At 67.9% G+C, this 16,577-nt stretch carries 16 protein-coding genes; 2 read left to right on the top strand and 14 right to left on the bottom strand.

Annotated elements, in window-relative coordinates; translation table 11 throughout:
* Positions 1-64: 64 nt before the first annotated feature.
* The 9 genes from ACO07Z_RS08705 to ACO07Z_RS08665 all read right to left on the bottom strand — a co-directional run bounded on the left by ACO07Z_RS08705 (position 65) and on the right by ACO07Z_RS08665 (position 9,020).
* A complete protein-coding gene (locus ACO07Z_RS08705) occupies positions 65-1,102 on the bottom strand; it encodes a trans-3-hydroxy-L-proline dehydratase (RefSeq protein WP_421698356.1) in 1,038 nt (345 codons plus the stop codon).
* Between the two features lie 152 nt (positions 1,103-1,254).
* Entirely contained in the window at positions 1,255-2,358 is a 1,104-nt protein-coding gene (locus ACO07Z_RS08700) for a cis-3-hydroxy-L-proline dehydratase (RefSeq protein WP_421698355.1), read from the bottom strand.
* A gap of 167 nt (positions 2,359-2,525) precedes the next feature.
* Positions 2,526-3,527 carry a 4-hydroxyproline epimerase gene (locus tag ACO07Z_RS08695; RefSeq protein ID WP_421698354.1) on the bottom strand — a complete coding sequence of 334 codons (1,002 nt, stop codon included), beginning with the start codon at positions 3,525-3,527 and terminating at the stop codon, positions 2,526-2,528.
* A gap of 12 nt (positions 3,528-3,539) precedes the next feature.
* Positions 3,540-4,823: an NAD(P)/FAD-dependent oxidoreductase gene (locus ACO07Z_RS08690; RefSeq protein ID WP_421698353.1), complete on the bottom strand. Its 1,284-nt coding sequence runs from the start codon at positions 4,821-4,823 to the stop codon at positions 3,540-3,542.
* Positions 4,824-5,030: 207 nt separating this feature from the next.
* The gene (locus ACO07Z_RS08685; protein ID WP_421698352.1) at positions 5,031-5,927 is read right to left on the bottom strand and encodes a dihydrodipicolinate synthase family protein; all 897 of its coding nucleotides are present in this window, start codon (positions 5,925-5,927) and stop codon (positions 5,031-5,033) included.
* Between the two features lie 39 nt (positions 5,928-5,966).
* A complete protein-coding gene (locus tag ACO07Z_RS08680) occupies positions 5,967-6,692 on the bottom strand; it encodes an amino acid ABC transporter ATP-binding protein (protein ID WP_421698351.1) in 726 nt (241 codons plus the stop codon).
* 17 nt (positions 6,693-6,709) lie between these two features.
* Positions 6,710-7,363, bottom strand: coding sequence for an amino acid ABC transporter permease (locus ACO07Z_RS08675; protein ID WP_421700780.1), 654 nt, complete (start codon positions 7,361-7,363; stop codon positions 6,710-6,712).
* Positions 7,364-7,389: 26 nt separating this feature from the next.
* Positions 7,390-8,052 carry an amino acid ABC transporter permease gene (locus tag ACO07Z_RS08670; protein WP_421698350.1) on the bottom strand — a complete coding sequence of 221 codons (663 nt, stop codon included), beginning with the start codon at positions 8,050-8,052 and terminating at the stop codon, positions 7,390-7,392.
* A gap of 152 nt (positions 8,053-8,204) precedes the next feature.
* Entirely contained in the window at positions 8,205-9,020 is an 816-nt protein-coding gene (locus tag ACO07Z_RS08665) for a transporter substrate-binding domain-containing protein (protein ID WP_421698349.1), read from the bottom strand.
* A 238-nt stretch (positions 9,021-9,258) separates the two neighbouring features.
* On the opposite strand from ACO07Z_RS08665, the gene ACO07Z_RS08660 reads away from it, so the two are divergent.
* Together ACO07Z_RS08660 and ACO07Z_RS08655 are read left to right on the top strand one after the other, a co-directional pair.
* Positions 9,259-9,942, top strand: a complete 684-nt coding sequence (locus tag ACO07Z_RS08660; RefSeq protein WP_421698348.1) for a GntR family transcriptional regulator — start codon at positions 9,259-9,261, stop codon at positions 9,940-9,942.
* Between the two features lie 120 nt (positions 9,943-10,062).
* A complete protein-coding gene (locus ACO07Z_RS08655) occupies positions 10,063-10,848 on the top strand; it encodes an FkbM family methyltransferase (protein ID WP_421698347.1) in 786 nt (261 codons plus the stop codon).
* Positions 10,849-10,868: 20 nt separating this feature from the next.
* Here ACO07Z_RS08655 and ACO07Z_RS08650 read toward each other — a convergent pair whose 3' ends face one another.
* From ACO07Z_RS08650 to ACO07Z_RS08630, 5 genes are read right to left on the bottom strand one after another with little or no spacing between them, the layout of a single operon-like run.
* Complete coding sequence (locus tag ACO07Z_RS08650) at positions 10,869-12,284, bottom strand: hypothetical protein (protein WP_421698346.1); 1,416 nt, start codon at positions 12,282-12,284, stop codon at positions 10,869-10,871.
* On the bottom strand, positions 12,281-13,378 hold the full coding sequence (locus tag ACO07Z_RS08645; RefSeq protein WP_421698345.1) for a glycosyltransferase family 4 protein: 1,098 nt from the start codon (positions 13,376-13,378) through the stop codon (positions 12,281-12,283). The genes ACO07Z_RS08650 and ACO07Z_RS08645 overlap by 4 nt, the downstream gene beginning before the upstream one ends.
* A 12-nt stretch (positions 13,379-13,390) precedes the next feature.
* Positions 13,391-14,470, bottom strand: a complete 1,080-nt coding sequence (locus tag ACO07Z_RS08640; protein WP_421698344.1) for a glycosyltransferase family 4 protein — start codon at positions 14,468-14,470, stop codon at positions 13,391-13,393.
* 2 nt (positions 14,471-14,472) lie between these two features.
* Positions 14,473-15,366 carry a glycosyltransferase family 2 protein gene (locus ACO07Z_RS08635; protein WP_421698343.1) on the bottom strand — a complete coding sequence of 298 codons (894 nt, stop codon included), beginning with the start codon at positions 15,364-15,366 and terminating at the stop codon, positions 14,473-14,475.
* A gap of 58 nt (positions 15,367-15,424) precedes the next feature.
* The gene (locus ACO07Z_RS08630; protein WP_421698342.1) at positions 15,425-16,513 is read right to left on the bottom strand and encodes a glycosyltransferase; all 1,089 of its coding nucleotides are present in this window, start codon (positions 16,511-16,513) and stop codon (positions 15,425-15,427) included.
* Positions 16,514-16,577 lie beyond the last annotated feature (64 nt).

Here is a 16,577-nt window from a genome sequence, read left to right as displayed (position 1 = left end):
CAGGATGACGGCGTGAGGATGAAGCCTTATCTGTCCCGCTTCCACACCGGCCGGAAGGCCAACGTCAGTCCTGCTTCCACACCGGCCACGTGTCGGAGAGCCGGTAGCCGGTCGGCCATGGGTCTTCGGGGTCGACCATCAGCTGCGCGGTGTGCGTCACCCAGGCCCGGCCCATGATCGAGGGCAGGATCGCCGGTCGCCCGCCGAGCGTCGTTTCGCCCTCGATCCGGCACACGAAGCGGGAATCGATGATCGAGCGGCCGATGAAGGTCTCGCCCACTTTCAGCTGGCCCTTGGCGTGCAGCACCGCCATGCGGGCGGAGCAGCCGGTGCCGGTGGGCGAGCGGTCGATCTTGCCGGGGCGGATGGCCACCGCATTGGCGCCCGTCTTCACCCCGTCCACCTCCACCACGGGCGCGGCGAACTGGCAGAAGGAAATGTGGTTCCAGTCGGCATTCTCGGGGTGCTGGAACCCGAGCTGGCGGTTCGCCGCCTTGACGATGCGCATGCCGGTTTCGGCGAGGTCCTTCGCCTCGTCCGGGCGGATCGCAAAGCCGAGCGCATGGGCGTCGACGATGACGAAGCTGTCGCCGCCATAGGCAGTGTCGACGGTAAGCGTGCCGAGCCCCTCCACTTCCAGCTTGGCGTCAAGCTTGTCAGCGAAGGAGGGGTGGTTGCGCACCTTGATCCGCTCAGCCTTGCCATGGCGGCAATAGGCCGTGACCTCAATCAGCCCGCCGGGGGCCTCCAGCACCATATGCGTCTCCGGCTCGGTCATCGGCACGAGGCCGGTGTCGAGCAGCACGGTGGAAACGCAGATCGAGTTGGAGCCGGACATGGGCGGCGTGTCTTCCGGCTCCATGATGATGAAGGCGGCCGCCGCCTTCGGGTCCTTCGGTGGCACCAGGAGGTTCACATGGCGGAACACCCCGCCGCGCGGTTCCTGCAGCACGAAGTTGCGCAGGGTGTTGTCGGAGGCGAGGAAGCGCGACTGCGCCCACACCGTGTCGCCGGGAGGGGGCGCGACACCGCCGACGATCACATCGCCGACTTCGCCCTCGGCATGGCAGCCGACAATGTGGATGACCTTGGAAGAGCGCATGGGGGCCTCGCGTTTACGTGCGGCGCCTTGACCCTCTCCCCGACGGGGAGAGGTGGCCCGCGAAGCGGGTCGGTGAGGGGGGCTGCCATTGCGGCGCGTCGAAGACCCCTCACCCCGACCCTCTCCCCGACGGGGAGAGGGAGTGAAAGTTCTCAGCCGATCACCACCACCGGGTCGCCGAGCACATCGAACAGCGGGGTGATGCCGAGCCCCGGCGCGTCGGAGGCGGTCATGAAGCCGTTCTCGCGCTTGGGCGCGCCGCTGGCGATGTCCACCGTGCCATAGCTGTTGAAGTCGGTGGCGGAGAAGGTGAACTCCTCCGGTGTCGAGCGGGCGAGATGGGCGATGGTGGCGGTGACGATGTCGCCGCCCCAGGTGTCCTCGATGGTCATCGGCGTGCCGGAGGCGACGCAGATGTCGCGCATCAGCCGCGCCTTGGTCAGACCGCCGACCTTGGAAATCTTGAGGTTGATGATGTCCATCGCATCGTCCGCCAGCCCCTTCATCAGCGTGCCGACGCCGTCGATCACCTCGTCGAGCACGAAGGGCCGGGCGGTGCGGGCGCGCACCGAGAGGCATTCCTCGTAAGTGGGGCAGGGCTGCTCGATATAAACGTCGAGGTCCGCGACTTCCGCGCAGATGCGCGCCGCTTCCGCCCGGGTCCAGCCGGTGTTAGCGTCGGCGACGAGAATGTCGGAGGCGTCGAGAATGTCGCGCGTGGCGCGGATGCGGTCGATGTCCTGGTCGGCATCGCCGCCGACCTTCAGCTGGAACTTGGTGTAGCCCTCGGCCTTGTAGCCGGCGATCTTCTTCGCCATCACGTCAGGGGCCTCCTGCGAGATGGCGCGGTAGAGCGCGACCTTTTCCTGCGCGGCGCCGCCGAGCAGCTTGTAGACCGGCAGGCCGGCCACCTTGCCGAGAATGTCCCAGCAGGCGATGTCGATCGGCGCCTTCACATAGGGGTGGCCGCGCAACACCGCGTCCATGTGCCGGTTCAGCACGTTGAGGTCAGTGGGGTCGAGGCCGATCACCTTCGGGCCGATTTCCTCCAGCCCGGCGCGCACGCCATGGGCATAGGCCGGAAGATATGCCGAGCCGAGCGGGCAGCATTCGGCATAGCCGGTAATGCCGGCATCGGTTTCCACCGCCACCACGGTGGAATCGAACACCTCGATGAAATTGCCGTTCGACCAGTTGTAGCGGCCTTCCCGCAGCGGGAGCCCGACCTTGTAAGCCTTGATGCCGGTGATCTTCATGGCGTGGTTTCCGTTGTCTGCCGTTGCGGTCCGCGTTCAGCCGTCATCCTGAGGTGCGAGCGCAGCGAGCCTCGAAGGATGTTGAAACAGATGGCGCCCTGCTTGAGCCTCCTTCGAGGCTCGGGCGAAGCCCGAGCACCTCAGGATGACGTCGCGCCCGGCGTTGTTCACACCACCACGAAGCCGTGCGCGAAGGGGTCGCGGTCGTCGATGAAGATGGTGTTGTAGCCGGTCATCCGCGCCCAGCCGCCGATGGAGGGGATGATCGCGTCGCGCTCACCCACCTTCACCGCCGCCTCGACCCGGCCCTTGAACAGCGAGCCGATGATGCTCTCATGCACGAAGTCGTCGCCCACCTTCAGCTGGCCGAGCGCGGCGAGATGCGCCATGCGGGACGAGGTGCCGGTGCCGCAGGGCGAGCGGTCGATCGCCTTGTCGCCATAGAACACCGCGTTGCGCGCATGCGCTTCCGGGTGGCGGGCGGCGCCGGTCCAGAGAATGTGCGACAGGCCGCGAATTTCCGGCTTCTCCGGGTGGACGAACTCGTATTTCTCGTTCAGCGCCCGGCGCAGCGCCGGGCTCATGCCCACCAGTTCGCCGGCGGTGAAGTCGGCCATGTCGCGGAAAGCGGCCTGCGGCTCGACGATGGCGTAGAAATTGCCGCCATAGGCGACATCCACCGTCACCTCGCCAAGGCCGGGGCATTCGGCGGTCAGCCCGCGCGCATAGAGGAAGGCCGGCACATTGGTGATGCGCACCTCTTCCACATATTGCCCGACCTGTTTGTATTCTGCCTTCACCACGCCGGCGGGGGTGTCGAGCATCAGCACGCCCGGCGTCTTCGGCGTCACCAGCCCGTGCTCGATCGCCATCGTCACCGTGCCGATGGTGCCGTGGCCGCACATGGGCAGGCAGCCGGAGGTCTCGATGAACAGGATGGCGACATCGCAATCCGGCCGGGTCGGGGGATAGAGGATCGAGCCGGACATCATGTCGTGGCCGCGCGGCTCGAACATCAGCCCGGTGCGGATCCAGTCGAACTCGCGCAGGAAATGCGCGCGCTTCTCGATCATGGTCTCGCCGACGAGGTTCGGCCCGCCGCCGGCCACCAGCCGCACGGGGTTGCCGCAGGTGTGGCCGTCTATGCAGAAGAAGCTGTGTCGCGCCATGGGAAATACTCGTCAGAAGCGGTCGGGACGGAAAGGTTCGAGCGGGATGGACGGGCGGCGCCCAGCGGCGAGATCGGCCACCAGTTTGCCCGTCGCCGCACTCTGGGTCAGGCCGAGATGGCCGTGGCCGAAGGCATAGAGCACGCGCGGCGAAGCGGTGGCGGGGCCGATCACGGGCAGCGAATCCGGCAGGGAGGGGCGGAAGCCCATCCATTGCTTGCCGCCCTCGGTGCGCAGGCCGGGGAGGAAGCGCGCCGCCTTGGTCAGCATCGCCTCCGAGCGCTTGAAGTTCGGCGGCGCCTTCAGCCCGCCGAGTTCCACCGCGCCGCCGACGCGGATGCCCGTGGAGAGCGGCGTGACCACGAAGCCGTGGCCGCCAAAGGTGAGTTGGCGCCGCAGATCGAAAGCGCCCGGGGGCAAGGTGGTGTTGTAGCCGCGCTCGGTCTCCAGCGGCACGGAATCGCCGAGCGATTTCGCCAGCGGGCGCGACCAGGCGCCGCCCGCGACCACCGCCCGGCCAGCTTTGAGCACCTTGCCGTCGGCGAGGCGCAGCTCGACGCCCTCCGCCGTCGCCGTGATGCCGGCCACCTCGCCATGCACGAGCCCCGCGCCGCGCGCCATCACCATGCGGAACAAGGCGAGCGCGAAATGATAGGGGTCGCTCACCGTCTGCCAATGCGGGGTGAAGGTGCCGACCGTGAAGCGCGGCGACAGGCCGGGCTGAAGTTCCGCCAGCCGCGCGCCGCGCACATGCTCGAAGGCGATGCCCTCGCGCGCCCGCGCCTCCCAGCCCGGCATCGCGGCGGCAAGCTCGGCCTCGCTCTCATAGAGCTGGAGGTTGCCATCGGAACGCAGATGCTCGGCAAGGCCGGCCTGGGTCACCAGCGCCTGCATGGCGGTGGCGGCAAAGCGCATGAGGTTGCTCTGCGCCGCGATCGAGGCCTGGTAGCGGTCGGGCAGGCTGGCGCGCCAGAAGCGCATCAGCCACGGCGTGATCGGCGCGAGATAGCGCGGGGGAATGGTCAGCGGGCCCAGCGGGTCGAGCAGCCATTTCGGCGCCTTGCGCAGCATGCCGGGCGAGGCGAGGGGGAGAATGTCGGTAAAGGCCAGCGCGCCGGCATTGCCATAGCTCGCCCCTTCCGCGACGCCGCCGCGCTCGACCAGACGCACCCGGTGCCCCTCGGCCAGCAGATGGAACGCGGCGGAGAGGCCGACAATGCCGGCGCCGATGATGACGATGTCGTTCTGGGGGGAGGCTGAGGGCACGTTTTTGACCGACCTCGTGGGAGGGGGCATCCCCCGCCATGTCAGCGGGGGATGGGAAGGTGAGGAACACCAATCGGCGTCATCCTGAGGTGCCCGGCGTGAGCCGGGCCTCGAAGGATGCGTGCCGGGCGGGCCGGAAGCCCATCCTTCGAGGCGCGCTGCGCGCACCTCAGCATGACGGCGCTGCGAGGCCGGTGGCCAGGGCGCCGTACGCCTGAGGCACGCGGTTTGCCGCCCTCACGCCGCCTTGGCGAGGGTCGGGCGGGTGGCGAGGGCCTCGCGCACGATCTTCTCCACCTTGGCGCGCTGCTCGCCTTCCAGCGGCAGGCGCGGCGCGCGCACGCGCTCGGTGGTGCCGGTGACCATGGCTTCGACCAGCTTGAGGTTCTGGACGAGATAGGTCGACACGTCGAGATCGAGCAGCGGGCGGAACCAGCGGTAGATCGCCAGCGCCTCGTCATAGCGCTTGGCCTTCATCAGCCGGTAGATCGCGACCGTCTCCTCGGGGAAGGCGACGACGAGGCCGGCGACCCAGCCCACCGCGCCGAGCGCCAGCGCCTCATAGGCGAGATTGTCGACGCCGGTGAAGATGTCGTAGCGGTCGCCGAAGGCGTTCTGCAGCTCGACGGTGCGGCGGATGTCGTCCGAGGATTCCTTCACCGCGACGAAGCGCTTGTCCTTGGCGAGTTCGGCCATGATCTCGACGGTCACGTCGACGCGGTAGGCGACGCGGTTGGAATAGATCATGACCGGCAGGTCGGCCGCCTGCGCCACCGCGGAGAGGGTGGCCACCGTCTCCTTCGGGTTGGTGTGGTAGACAAGGCTCGGCACCACCATCAGCCCGTCGGCGCCGGCCTGGGCGGCGCGCTTGGCGAGGCTCGCGCAATCGCGGGTGGCGGAATCGGCGATGGTCATCAGCACCGGGCGCTTGCCGGCCACCGCCTTGGCGGTCTTCAGCACGGCGAGGCGCTCGTCATGCGAGAGCATCGGGCCTTCGCCGAGCGAGCCGTTGACGATGATGCCGTCGACGCCGGCGTCGATCTGCAGGCCGAAGCTGCGCTCCATCTCCTTGTGATCGAGCGTGTCGTCTTCGTTGAACTTGGCGGTAACGGCGGGATAGACGCCCTGCCACATGGGAATGCTCCTTAAGTCTCGTGCGAATGCGCGAAGGGATCAGAGGACGGATTTGAGGAAATCGATGGTTTCCGGCTTTTGCGGATTTCCGATGACCTGGGCGGGCGGGCCGATCTCGTGGATCTTGCCCTTGTGGAAGAAGGCGACGCGGTCGGAGACCTCGCGGGCGAAGGCGATCTCGTGGGTGACGCAGATCATGGTCATCCCGTCGGCGGAGAGCGAGCGCATCGTGTCGAGCACCTCGCCGACGAGCTGCGGGTCGAGCGCCGAGGTGACTTCGTCGAACAGCATGTAGTCGGGCGACATGGCAAGCGCACGGGCAATCGCCATGCGCTGCTGCTGGCCGCCGGAGAGCCGTGAGGGATAGACCTTCAGCTTTTCCGACAGGCCGACGCGGGCGAGCTTGTCCACCGCGATGGCTTCCGCCTCGGCCTTCGACTTGCCGAGCACCTTGCGCGGCGCCAGCATCACGTTCTCCAGCACGGTGAGGTGCGGGAACGCGTTCCACTGCTGGAACACGATGCCGATCTTGCGGCGCAGCTTGTTGAGATCGGTGCCGCGCGCATGCACATCCGTGCCGTCGACGAGGATGCGGCCGGAATTGATCGGCTCAAGCCCGTTGATGCACATGAGCAAGGTGGACTTGCCCGAGCCGGACCCGCCAATGACGGAGACGACCTCGCCCTTCTCGACGGTCATGGTCACGCCCTTGACCACTTCGAGCGAGCCGAAGGATTTGTGAACGTCCTGTATTTCGATCGACATACAAAAACCTCAGCGTCTCAGTCGTTCTCGCGCCAGCGCTTTTCGAGGCGGGCACCGAGGCGGGCGATGGGGAAGCTCATCAGGAAATAGATCAGCCCGGCGATGGAGAGCACGAAGAGCGGCTCCTGGATGCGGGTGACGATGACCTGCGAGGAGCGCAGCAATTCGACGACGCCGATCCACCACACCATGGCGGTGTCCTTCATCACGCCGAGCGTCAGGCCGATCCAGCTCGGCAGCGCGACGCGCAGCGCGATGGGAAAGACGATCTCGGTCAGATCCTGCCGCCAGGAGAGCCCCAGCGAGCGGGCGGCGCGGCGCGTGGTGGTGGGCACGGCGAGGAAGCCGGAGCGGACGATCTCGGTGCAATAGGCCGACATGTACAGCGCCAGCACGACGCAGCCGACCGTGAACGGCGCCCAGTGCAAGCCGATGATCGTCTTGAAGGAATTTGCCACCACCAACTGGATCAGCAGCGGGATGGAGCGGAACACGTCGAGAATGGCGCCGAGCGGGGCGTTGACCCACCAGGGCGCGATGGCGCGGATGACGCCGAAGACGACGCCGAGCAGCGTGCCGCCGAGCACCGCCCAGAAGGTGAGCATCAGCGTGACGCCGGCGCCCTTGAGCATGAACAGCAGGTCGTTGAAGGAGAAGCTGGTCTCGAACAGCGAGGAGAACATGGCGCGCGCCCCTCTCAGTAGCGGAACAGCCGCCACGCCATCAGGCGCGCGGAGAGGGTGACGAATTTGGCGAGCAGATAATAGATCACGGCGGCGAGCGCGAAATATTCGAAGGTGCGGAAGGAGCGCACATTCAGGTCCTGGGTGACGCCGGTGAGATCGTTGTTGAGGCCGACAATGACGCCGAGCGAGGTCATCAGGATCGCCCACACCATCTGGTTGGTGAGGGGATAGAAGACGATGCGGAACATCTGCGGCATCACCACCAGACGGAAGGCCTGCACCTGCCCCATGCCGAGCGAGCGGGCGGCGCGCACTTGCGTCGGCGGCACGGCGCGCAGGCCGCCGCGGAAGGTCTCGGCGAGATAGCCGGCATTGTTGAAGGTGATGCCGGCGAGCAGGGCGACGAAACTGTCGAGATGGATGCCGAGCGAGCCGAGGCCGAAATAGGCCATGTAAATCTGGAACAGCGCCGGTGTGTTGCGGGCGAGCTCGATCCAGCCTGCCGCCACCGCCCGCAGCGCCCGGTAGGGCGAGGCGGCGGCGAGCGCGAGCAGGATCGCGAAGGCGACCCCGAGCAGCATGGAGAGCACGGCGATCTCCAGCGTGACCAGCGCGCCCCACAGCATGTCGGGCAGGGCGCGGAACGCCGGCAGCCAGTGGAAAGTGTAGTTCATGGGTCGCGCCAGTCCGGCTCGGTCGGAAACTGCAAGGGGGATGGCCATCCGTCATCCCGGCGGCGGAGTGCGGAGCCGGGATCGCGCGCAGAGCCTGCGGACGATCCCGGATCGGCCTGCCGGCCGTCCGGGATGACGCGTTGGGCGGGCGCTCAGCGATAGACGCCGGGCACCGTCAGGTCGGGGGCGGCACCGAGGCCGATCCACTTGTCGTAGAGAGCCTTGTAGCGGCCGGTGCGGACTTGCTGGTTGATGAACAGGTTCAGGTAGTTGAGGAGGCCCTGCTCGTTGCGCAGGGCGATGAGGGCGACATAGTCGATGTCGTAGGGGGCATCGCCGCCCATCATCAGGCCCTTATACTTGCCTTCCTTCACGATCGCGGCGGCGACGGTGGAGGTGACGACGGTGGCGTCGATCTGGCCCTGGGCGAGGGCGAGGAACACATCCGCCTGCGTCTGGTAGCCACGGAACGTCGTCCCCGCGCCCCACGCCTTCACGTCCTTCTCAAGCGCCAGCGCTTCGAAGGTGCCGGCGACCGAACCGGTCTTCTTGCCCTTCAGGCTGTCGTAATCCTTGATGCCGAGGCCGTCCTTGGTGAGCACGACCATCTTGAAGGCGAAATAGGGGATGGTGAAGCCGGCCGTCTTGGCGCGTTCCAGCGTGTCGGAGGTCGAGGCGACGCCGACATCGACGCGGCCGGAGATCAGCGCCGGGATACGGTCGGGGAAGGGGGTCTCGACGATCTCCGCCTTCACGCCCAGCGCCTTGGCGAGATCGTTGCAGTAATCGACGTCGAAGCCGATCGGGTTGTTGCTGGCATCGCGCGAGCCCATGGGCGGGAAGTCCAGCACCACCGCGCAGCGCAGCGTGCCGGAAGCGATGATGTCGTCGAGCTTGTCCGCCTGCGCGGGCAGAGCGGCGGCGAGCGTCAGCGCCGCCGCGGCCAGAATGCCGAATCCCTTAGCCATAATGGCTCTCCTCTGGAGGAAGCTGTCTTCATTGTTGATGGCCGGCGGCGCCTTTGCGGTGTCCAGGCCGGCGACGGAAAGGAGCTTCCAATTTTTGGATCCAAGTTGCAATATCCATTTTGAGGTCGCGGTGCGAATTTTACCTGTGCACATCAGGTAGAATCGCGGACGACAAAGCGGCACGCTGCCGAAAGCCGGATTTCGGCTGAATCGGCGCCGGGTTTCGGGAGGCAGGCAGGTGAAGGTGAAGGCGACGGACATCGCGCAGATGGCATCCGCCTCGGATGTCATTTTCGACGCGCTGCGTCAGGCGATCGCCAAGGGCGACATCGCCGAGGGCCAGACCCTGCGGCAGGACCATATCGCCCGCATGTTCAATGTCAGCCGCATTCCCGTCCGCGAGGCGCTGACCCGGCTGGAGGAGCAGGGGCTGGTCTCCACCCAGCGTTATCGCGGTGCCGTCGTCACCACTCTGTCCACCGACGAGATACGCGAGATCTTCCAGTTCCGCGCCCTGCTGGAGCCCGAGGTGCTGCGCTATTCGGTGGAGCGCATGTCGGACGAGGCGCTGGAGGCGGCCAAGCGTTTCGCCCATGCCTTCGCTACCGAGACCGATTCCTCGCACTGGGGCGAGCTCAACCGCAGCTTCCACTACAGTCTCTACGAGGCGTCCGGCCGGCCCTACTACCTGCAGACCATCAGCGCCGCGCTTGACCGCGTCGACCGCTATCTGCGCGCCCAGCTGGTGCTTACCGACGGCATGGCCCGCGCCCGCCGCGAACATGAGGGCATCCTGCTCGCCTGCATCCGCCGCGATGCCGAGGAGGCGGCCGAACTCACCCGCCAGCATATTCTCGGTGCCTGCGTCTCGCTGATCGATTTCCTCGAACGTACCCGGGCGGCCGAGGAGGCGGCGTCATAGGGGAAACGCCCTGTCAGGCGGCGGAAGGTGGATTGCGTCCCCGTTCGCGCTGCGCCAGTCTTGCCGGGCCTGTGGCGGCCATCGCCGTGGCGCGGCTGAGTGTGGGCGAACGGTGGGTAGATGAAGCGGCTCATGCGGTCGGCGGTGGCCGGTCTTTCCCAGCTGGTCGAGCGCGGCTCCCGCTCAAAGCTCCTGCTGATCCGCGACAGCGAGTTGCACGCCCTTCCCGAGCGCATGCATCTGCGGCGGTTCATCGAGCATTTCGCCATCGACTGCATTTTCGATGTTGGTGCCAATAGGGGCCAATACGCGACCATGCTGCGCCAGCAGGTCGGCTATGAGGGGCTCATCGTGTCCTTCGAGCCCATTCCCGAATGCGCCGACCATGTGCGTGCGCTGGCGAAGGGCGACCCGCTGTGGCAGGTCGAGGAGGTGGCGCTGGCGGACCATGTGGGCGTCGACCGCTTCAACATCATGGCGTCCCACCAGTTCAGTTCGCTCGCGTCTCCCGACCATAGCGGCGTCGATCTCTTCCAGGAAACCAACAGGGTCGTGCGCACCGTCACGGTCAAAGTCGACCTGCTGACGAACTACTACCGGATGTATCGCGAGAGGTTCGGCTTCACGCGGCCTTTCCTCAAGCTCGATACGCAGGGTGGCGATGTGAAGGTCGTCGCGGGCGCCGCCGACATCATGCGGGCGTTCGTCGGTCTGCAAAGCGAACTGTCCGTCATCAAGATCTATGATTCGGCTACGCCCTATGACGAGGCGATCCGCTTCTACGAATCTCTGGGCTTCAGGCTGAGCGCCTTCGTTCCCAACAATTACGGTCATTTCCCCAGTCTCGTGGAAATCGACTGCATCATGTACAATCCAGGCTTCACCGCCTCTCCACCCGTCGGCTGAACCCGGCGACCGCGTGCGCTCTACGCGGCGTAGCGGGACGGCTCGGCGAGCGAGGCCCGCCGTCCGGCCTCGGTGAGGGCGATCAGCGCCCCGAACCGCAGCGCCTCGAAAGCGCCGAAATCCGGGGTGGTTCCGATCAAAAGGCTCACGGCGAAAGCGGGAAAGAACGACCATTTGAGCGCGCTCGACAGGCCGTGCAACTGCGGCTCGCCCCGGGGCCCGGGGCTCAGCAGCAGGCGCGCCACGAAGCCGAAATAGAGAATGAAGCCGGCGAGGCCGGTGCTGGCGAACAGCACCACGGCGAAGTTGGACGCGCGCGTCGAGCCGAGGCCGACCCCGATGAGATAGCTGTCCAAACCGGCCTGCAGCGAGCGCGTCGTCCAGGTGCTGCGCTCCACATAGGAATCGGTCTGGGTCTTGCTGAACACCACCTCATCGAGCCGCTCCATGACCGGCTCGAAGACGCCGGGTGTGATCATGACCGCCGCCGCGGCGAAGCCGATGATGGCGAGTGCGAGGAAAAAATCCTCGCGCACGCCGCTCTGGGAGAAGCGCGGGCGGTTGATCCGGAAGGCGCGGGTGAACCAGTCGAGGCCGATAAGCAGGGCGAGGACACCGAGACCCACATAGCCCGCCGACGAGGTGGAGGCGACCACCAGGACCGCCAGGGCAATGATCAACGCATTGAGACGGAGCGACTGCGTTCGGTCGTCGACGATGCCGCGCAGGAAATACAGGCAGGCCAGCAGGCTCAGCGCCAGCGCGCCATAGGCGGAGGCTTCGGGCATCAGGCCGGTGATGCGCGGGACGCCGTCGCCGATGCTGACCTTGTCCAGCAAGGCGTAGCCGGCGGTCTTGAACGGAGCGAGAACCGGGTCGAGCGGGATTGTGGCGGAGAGATAGCTGAGGGCGCCGGTGACGATGGTGACAACCGCGCTGACCATCAGCCCGCGCAGGATCAGCCCCTGGTGGCGCGGGATGCTGAAGAACCGGGCGAAAGCGAAAACCAGCAGCACGGAGAGCGTGAGATAGCCGATCTGCGACACGTTCTGCAGGGTCGGGCGCAGCAGGGCGATTCCGAGAAAGGCTTCCGCCATCGGCACCACGGCGACCTGCCCGGCGAGGAGGCGCGGGGCGAACAGCGTCACCAGCAGCGCCACCGTCCAGAACAGCGTCAGCAGGATTCCGGGCCCGCGCAGGGCCAGGGTCAGCAGGTCGGCAATGCCGTGCCGGCGGAGCAGGAACTGCCGCAGCGCGAACAGCGCGCCCGCAACAGGCGCCGCCAGAATCGAAAGGCCACCGGTGAGCTGTGTCGGGATGACGGCGAACATGCCGAAAGGCAGCATGGCGAAGAACAGCCACAGCAAGAGCTGGCGGCGCGAGAACAGCCCCCACACCGCGAGCGCCCAGAAGCCGGCGAGGGCCAGCCCGTTCACGGCCGGCTCCTGCCGTGTTTGGAGGCGACGGCGTCGAGGACGGAAAGCAGACGCTTTGCGGCGGCCTTCCAGGTGAAGCGGGCGACGAAGGCCTGGCCGTCCCGGGCAAGGTGTTCGCGCAGGCCGTTGTCGTCGCGCAGCCGCAGCAGCGCCGCCTCCCAGGCGGCGGGGTCGTGCGGGTCCGCCTGCAGCGCGCCGGGGCCGCACACTTCCGGCAGGGCGCCGCAGGGTGCGATCACCGCCGGCGTTCCCAGCATCAGCCCTTCCACCGGTGGCAGGCCGAACCCCTCGGTGAGCGAGGGGGTGCAGACCGCCAGCGCGTTTTCCTGCAAGGCGCGCATCTCGCCATCGCCGACATAGCCGGGCAAGACCACATTGGCGCCCGCCGTCACCCCGGCGGCGGCGAAGGCCGCGCGCCCGGTCCCGCCCACCAGCACCAGCGTCATCCCCGCCAGTGCCGGGCGGGCGAAGGCGCGGACCAGCAGCGGGATGTTCTTGTGCGGCATGAGATTGGCGAGGGCGAGCGCATAGCCGCGCGGCGCCAGCCCGAGCCGGGCGAGAATCTCCGGCTGCGGCGGTGCCCGCAGCACATGGTCGGCGCCGTTGGGGATGACATGCACCCGCTCCGCCGGGGCGAGGCCGAGCCCGACCAGTTCCGCCTTGGCGAATTCCGACACGGTCAGCAGCCCCAGCTGCCGCCGGCCGGCGAGACGGATATTGGCCTTGAGGGTGGCGCGGAACGCCAGAGAATAGGAGGACGGCGTAGTGAAAACCTGCGCGTCATGAACCATGGTCAGGCCGTTGCGCAGCAGCAGCGGGCTGCGGGCGGCGAAGCTGATCAGCAGCCGGCCCCCGGCGGCCCGGGGCAGGTCGATCTGCTCCCAAAGGTTGCCCGTCCGGCGGCCGACCCGCTCGACCGGCAGTCCCACATCGAGCGCGCGCGCATTGGGCGGCGCCAGCACGCGCATCCGCCAATCCGCGGGATAGGCGCCCGACGCTTCCAGCGCGGCAAGGGCGCGGCTCAGCCGCTCCGCCACCGCATAGGTCGCGGCCGGCGGGCCGGCGAGAAAGCGCCCATTGATGCAGATGTCCACGCGCCCTCCCGCTCAGCCTGGCGCTACGGTGTCGACCACCTCAAGCAGCCGCCTGCCGGCGGCCTGCCAGGTGAAGCGGGCGACGAAGGCGTGACCTTCCCGGGCAAGGTGGTCGCGCAGGCCGCTCTCGTCGCGCAGCCGCAGCAGCGCCGCTTCCCAGGCGGCGGGGTCGTGCGGGTCCGCCTGCAGCGCGCCGGGGCCGCACACTTCCGGCAGGGCGCCGCAGGGTGCGATCACCGCCGGCGTTCCCAGCATCAGCCCTTCCACCGGCGGCAGGCCGAAGCCCTCGGTGAGCGAAGGGGTGCACACCGCCAGCGCGTTTTCCTGCAAGGCGCGCATCTCGCCATCATTGACATAGCCGGGGAAGACGACATTGGCGCCCGCCGTCACCCCGGCGGCGGCGAAGACCGCGCGCCCGGTGCCACCCACCAGCACAAGGGTCATCCCCGCCAGCGCCGGGCGGGCGAAGGCGCGGACCAGCAGCGGAATATTCTTGTGCGGCATCAGATTGGCGAGGGCGAGCGCATAGCCGCGCGGCGCCAGCCCGAGCCGGGCGAGAATCTCCGTCTGCAGCGGCGCCCGCAGCACATGGTCGGCGCCATTGGGGATGACATGCACCCGCTCCGCCGGGGCGAGGCCGAGCCCGACCAGTTCGGATTTGGCGAATTCCGACACGGTCAGCAGCCCCAGCTGCCGCCGGCCGGCGGCGCGGGCCTGCCATTGCCCTGCCACCCTCCCCGAAAAAGCGTAGGACCGGGGCGCGGTGAAGGCCTGGGCGTCGTGCAGCAGGGTCACGCCGTTGCGCAGGACGAGGGGCGAGCGGTTGCACAGGTTCAGCAGGACGCCCCCGCGTGCATACCAGGGGAGGGAAATCTGTTCCCACGCCGTGCCTTTCAGCCCCCCCACGGGTCGGGCCGGGATACCGGGATCGTTGGCGAATTGCGTAAGGCCCGGCGGCACCAGCAGGCAGAGTTCCCGGTCGGAGACAAGAGGCGCGAGGGCCTTCACCAGCTCCAGCGCCACCCGATGCACCGCCGTCGGCCCGGCAGAGATGAACTTGCCGTTGATGAACAGCGGGGCCTTGCCGGCCATGCCTACAGCTCCAGAATGCGGCGCGGATCGGCACCTCCGATGAGAATATCACGCACCGCCAGCCAGTTTCCCGTCAAGCGCCCCTTTCGGTCAATCCACGGCTCCGGGCGCAGGACCCGCGCCGTATTGGCCACCAGGCTGCGCAGCATCAGCCGATAGGCGAAGCGGGTGGGCATGGAGCCCTTGCGCCAGAGATACCAGGGATTGGCGATCTGGCTGTAGCCCAGCCGCCGGCCATTGCGCTCCCGTCCGGCCTTCTCGCCGCAATGCACGCCATAGAACGCATCGGTATAGACGAGCCGGCCACCGAGCTGGCCGCCGAAATCGATATCCTCCTGCCAGGCATAAAGCGGCAGGTTCTCGTCGAAGCGCGTGGCGCCGATCGACGCGCGCCGGTACGCCATGTTGCAGCCATAGAGGCCGGCATGCGGCGCCGACACGCTGAGCGCCGGTTCCTCGCCCCGCGCATCCTCCGCCTCCACCAGTTCCACCGCCGTGCGGGGCGCGATGCCCGGGCCGTTGATGCCATCCGCCAGCAGGCGGCCGCTCGCCCCGTCTATGCCGCCATGTGTGGCGAAGAAGCGCGCCACGCCGGCCACCAGTCGGCGCGAGGGAACGTAGTCGTCATCGAGGAACAGCACGATATCGATATCGGCCGGCAGCCCATCGATCCCGCGGTTGCGCTGCTGGCACAGGCCGCGCGGCCCGAAGATCCTGATCAGCGGGAAAGGGTAAGGGCGCTCCGGCGGCGCGTCGGCCGGCGTCTCCAGCGACAGCAGCACGCAGGCCGGGAGCCGGCTCTGCAGCGCCAGGCGGTCCAGCAGCGTCTCCACATTCCTCGCCCGCCCGAGGGTGGCGACGACGATGCCGACGGAAAGTTCTCCGCTCGCCGTCATCAGCGTCGGCCCTTGCGGCTGTTGAAAAGGGGCAGGGCGGAAATCGGTTCGTCGATGATCATGGCGCATCTCCGGTGAGGCGGTCGGCGAGCTGGCGCCATTGGCCGAGAACGAGCTCGCGATCGAACTGGGCGAGATGGGTCCGGCTGCGGGCCGCACGTTCGGCCCGTTCGGCCGCGGGCATCAGGGCCAGGGCGCGCATGCCCGCCGCGATCGCGTCCACATCCGTGGCGTCGGCGCGCAGCGTCGAGGGGCCGCCGACCTCGGCGAGAACGCTGCTTTCCGTCACCAGACAGGGCAGGTCGTGCTCGATCGCCTCGATCACCGGCATGCCGAAGCCCTCCAGCCGGCTCATCAGCACGAAGCCGCTGGCATGGCGATAGAGCCAGCGCAGTTCGGGCTCGCCGGCATAGCCGCGCAGGATGACGCCCTCGGTCTTCATGCCGAGCGCAATGGCCTCATCCGCGCCGGGCTCGTGCCCGCCGGCCAGCACATAATGCCAGCCCTGGGCGGCGAGGCCGCTGCGGGCGAAAGCCTCGATGCAGAGTGCCTGGTTCTTGCGCCGGCCTAGGCTGCCGACGGTGAGCAGAAACGGGGTGCCGTGATCGGCGGGGGGTGACGCCGACGCCGCGGCCATTTCCTGCCGCACGGGAATGTAGATGACGGTGGAGGAGGGATAGTCCTCGCCGAAAAGCGCGTGGAACGCCTGCTGCGAGGTGCGGCTGACGAACACCATATGCGGCCGTGCCGCCCGGATCGCCGCATAGGCGCCGGCGTAAAGTTCGTCGACGCGGGGAGCGAACTGGTCGGGGTGGGTCAGCGGACCGACATCGTGGCACAGAACGATGTCCCGCTCCTGCAGCCGGTGGCGCAGCACGCTGAGCGGATCGAGATGGAGCGTGGGATACGGTGTCCGCACCCGGGGCAGCGGCGCGGCAAGGCGGGGATCGAAGGCGCGCGCCATCGTCTCCCAGTGCGTCAGCCGCCCGGCGAGGCGGCGGCCGAGATCGCTGCGGGGGAACTGCTTCAGCCGGCCATAGCGCACCGAGGCGACGCGGGCGCCGAGCGTGGCGATGATTTCCCGGCCGAGAAACAGCTTCCCCGTCCGGTCGTTGAAGGCGAGGGAGAAGTCGACATCAAGAGGCATGAGGCCCGCGCGCCCGGCTGGAGGGGATCGCGGGGCGGCCGGGCGGGAACGGAACAGGCGGGCG

It is taken from the genome of Ancylobacter sp., from assembly GCF_965229075.1.
Taxonomy (GTDB): Bacteria; Pseudomonadota; Alphaproteobacteria; order Rhizobiales; family Xanthobacteraceae; genus Ancylobacter.
This window is presented reverse-complemented; position numbering and strand designations above follow the sequence as displayed.

Bases quoted from the DNA above. Each gene is read 5' to 3' on its own strand.
- ACO07Z_RS08640 (WP_421698344.1), bottom strand. From the start codon at position 14,470: ATGGCCGGCAAGGCCCCGCTGTTCATCAACGGCAAGTTCATCTCTGCC.
- ACO07Z_RS08655 (WP_421698347.1), top strand. From the start codon at position 10,063: ATGAAGCGGCTCATGCGGTCGGCGGTGGCCGGTCTTTCCCAGCTGGTC.
- ACO07Z_RS08685 (WP_421698352.1), bottom strand. From the start codon at position 5,927: ATGTGGCAGGGCGTCTATCCCGCCGTTACCGCCAAGTTCAACGAAGAC.
- ACO07Z_RS08680 (WP_421698351.1), bottom strand. From the start codon at position 6,692: ATGTCGATCGAAATACAGGACGTTCACAAATCCTTCGGCTCGCTCGAA.
- ACO07Z_RS08695 (WP_421698354.1), bottom strand. From the start codon at position 3,527: ATGGCGCGACACAGCTTCTTCTGCATAGACGGCCACACCTGCGGCAAC.
- ACO07Z_RS08670 (WP_421698350.1), bottom strand. From the start codon at position 8,052: ATGAACTACACTTTCCACTGGCTGCCGGCGTTCCGCGCCCTGCCCGAC.
- ACO07Z_RS08705 (WP_421698356.1), bottom strand. From the start codon at position 1,102: ATGCGCTCTTCCAAGGTCATCCACATTGTCGGCTGCCATGCCGAGGGC.
- ACO07Z_RS08665 (WP_421698349.1), bottom strand. From the start codon at position 9,020: ATGGCTAAGGGATTCGGCATTCTGGCCGCGGCGGCGCTGACGCTCGCC.
- ACO07Z_RS08630 (WP_421698342.1), bottom strand. From the start codon at position 16,513: ATGCCTCTTGATGTCGACTTCTCCCTCGCCTTCAACGACCGGACGGGG.
- ACO07Z_RS08700 (WP_421698355.1), bottom strand. From the start codon at position 2,358: ATGAAGATCACCGGCATCAAGGCTTACAAGGTCGGGCTCCCGCTGCGG.
- ACO07Z_RS08690 (WP_421698353.1), bottom strand. From the start codon at position 4,823: ATGCCCCCTCCCACGAGGTCGGTCAAAAACGTGCCCTCAGCCTCCCCC.
- ACO07Z_RS08635 (WP_421698343.1), bottom strand. From the start codon at position 15,366: ATGACGGCGAGCGGAGAACTTTCCGTCGGCATCGTCGTCGCCACCCTC.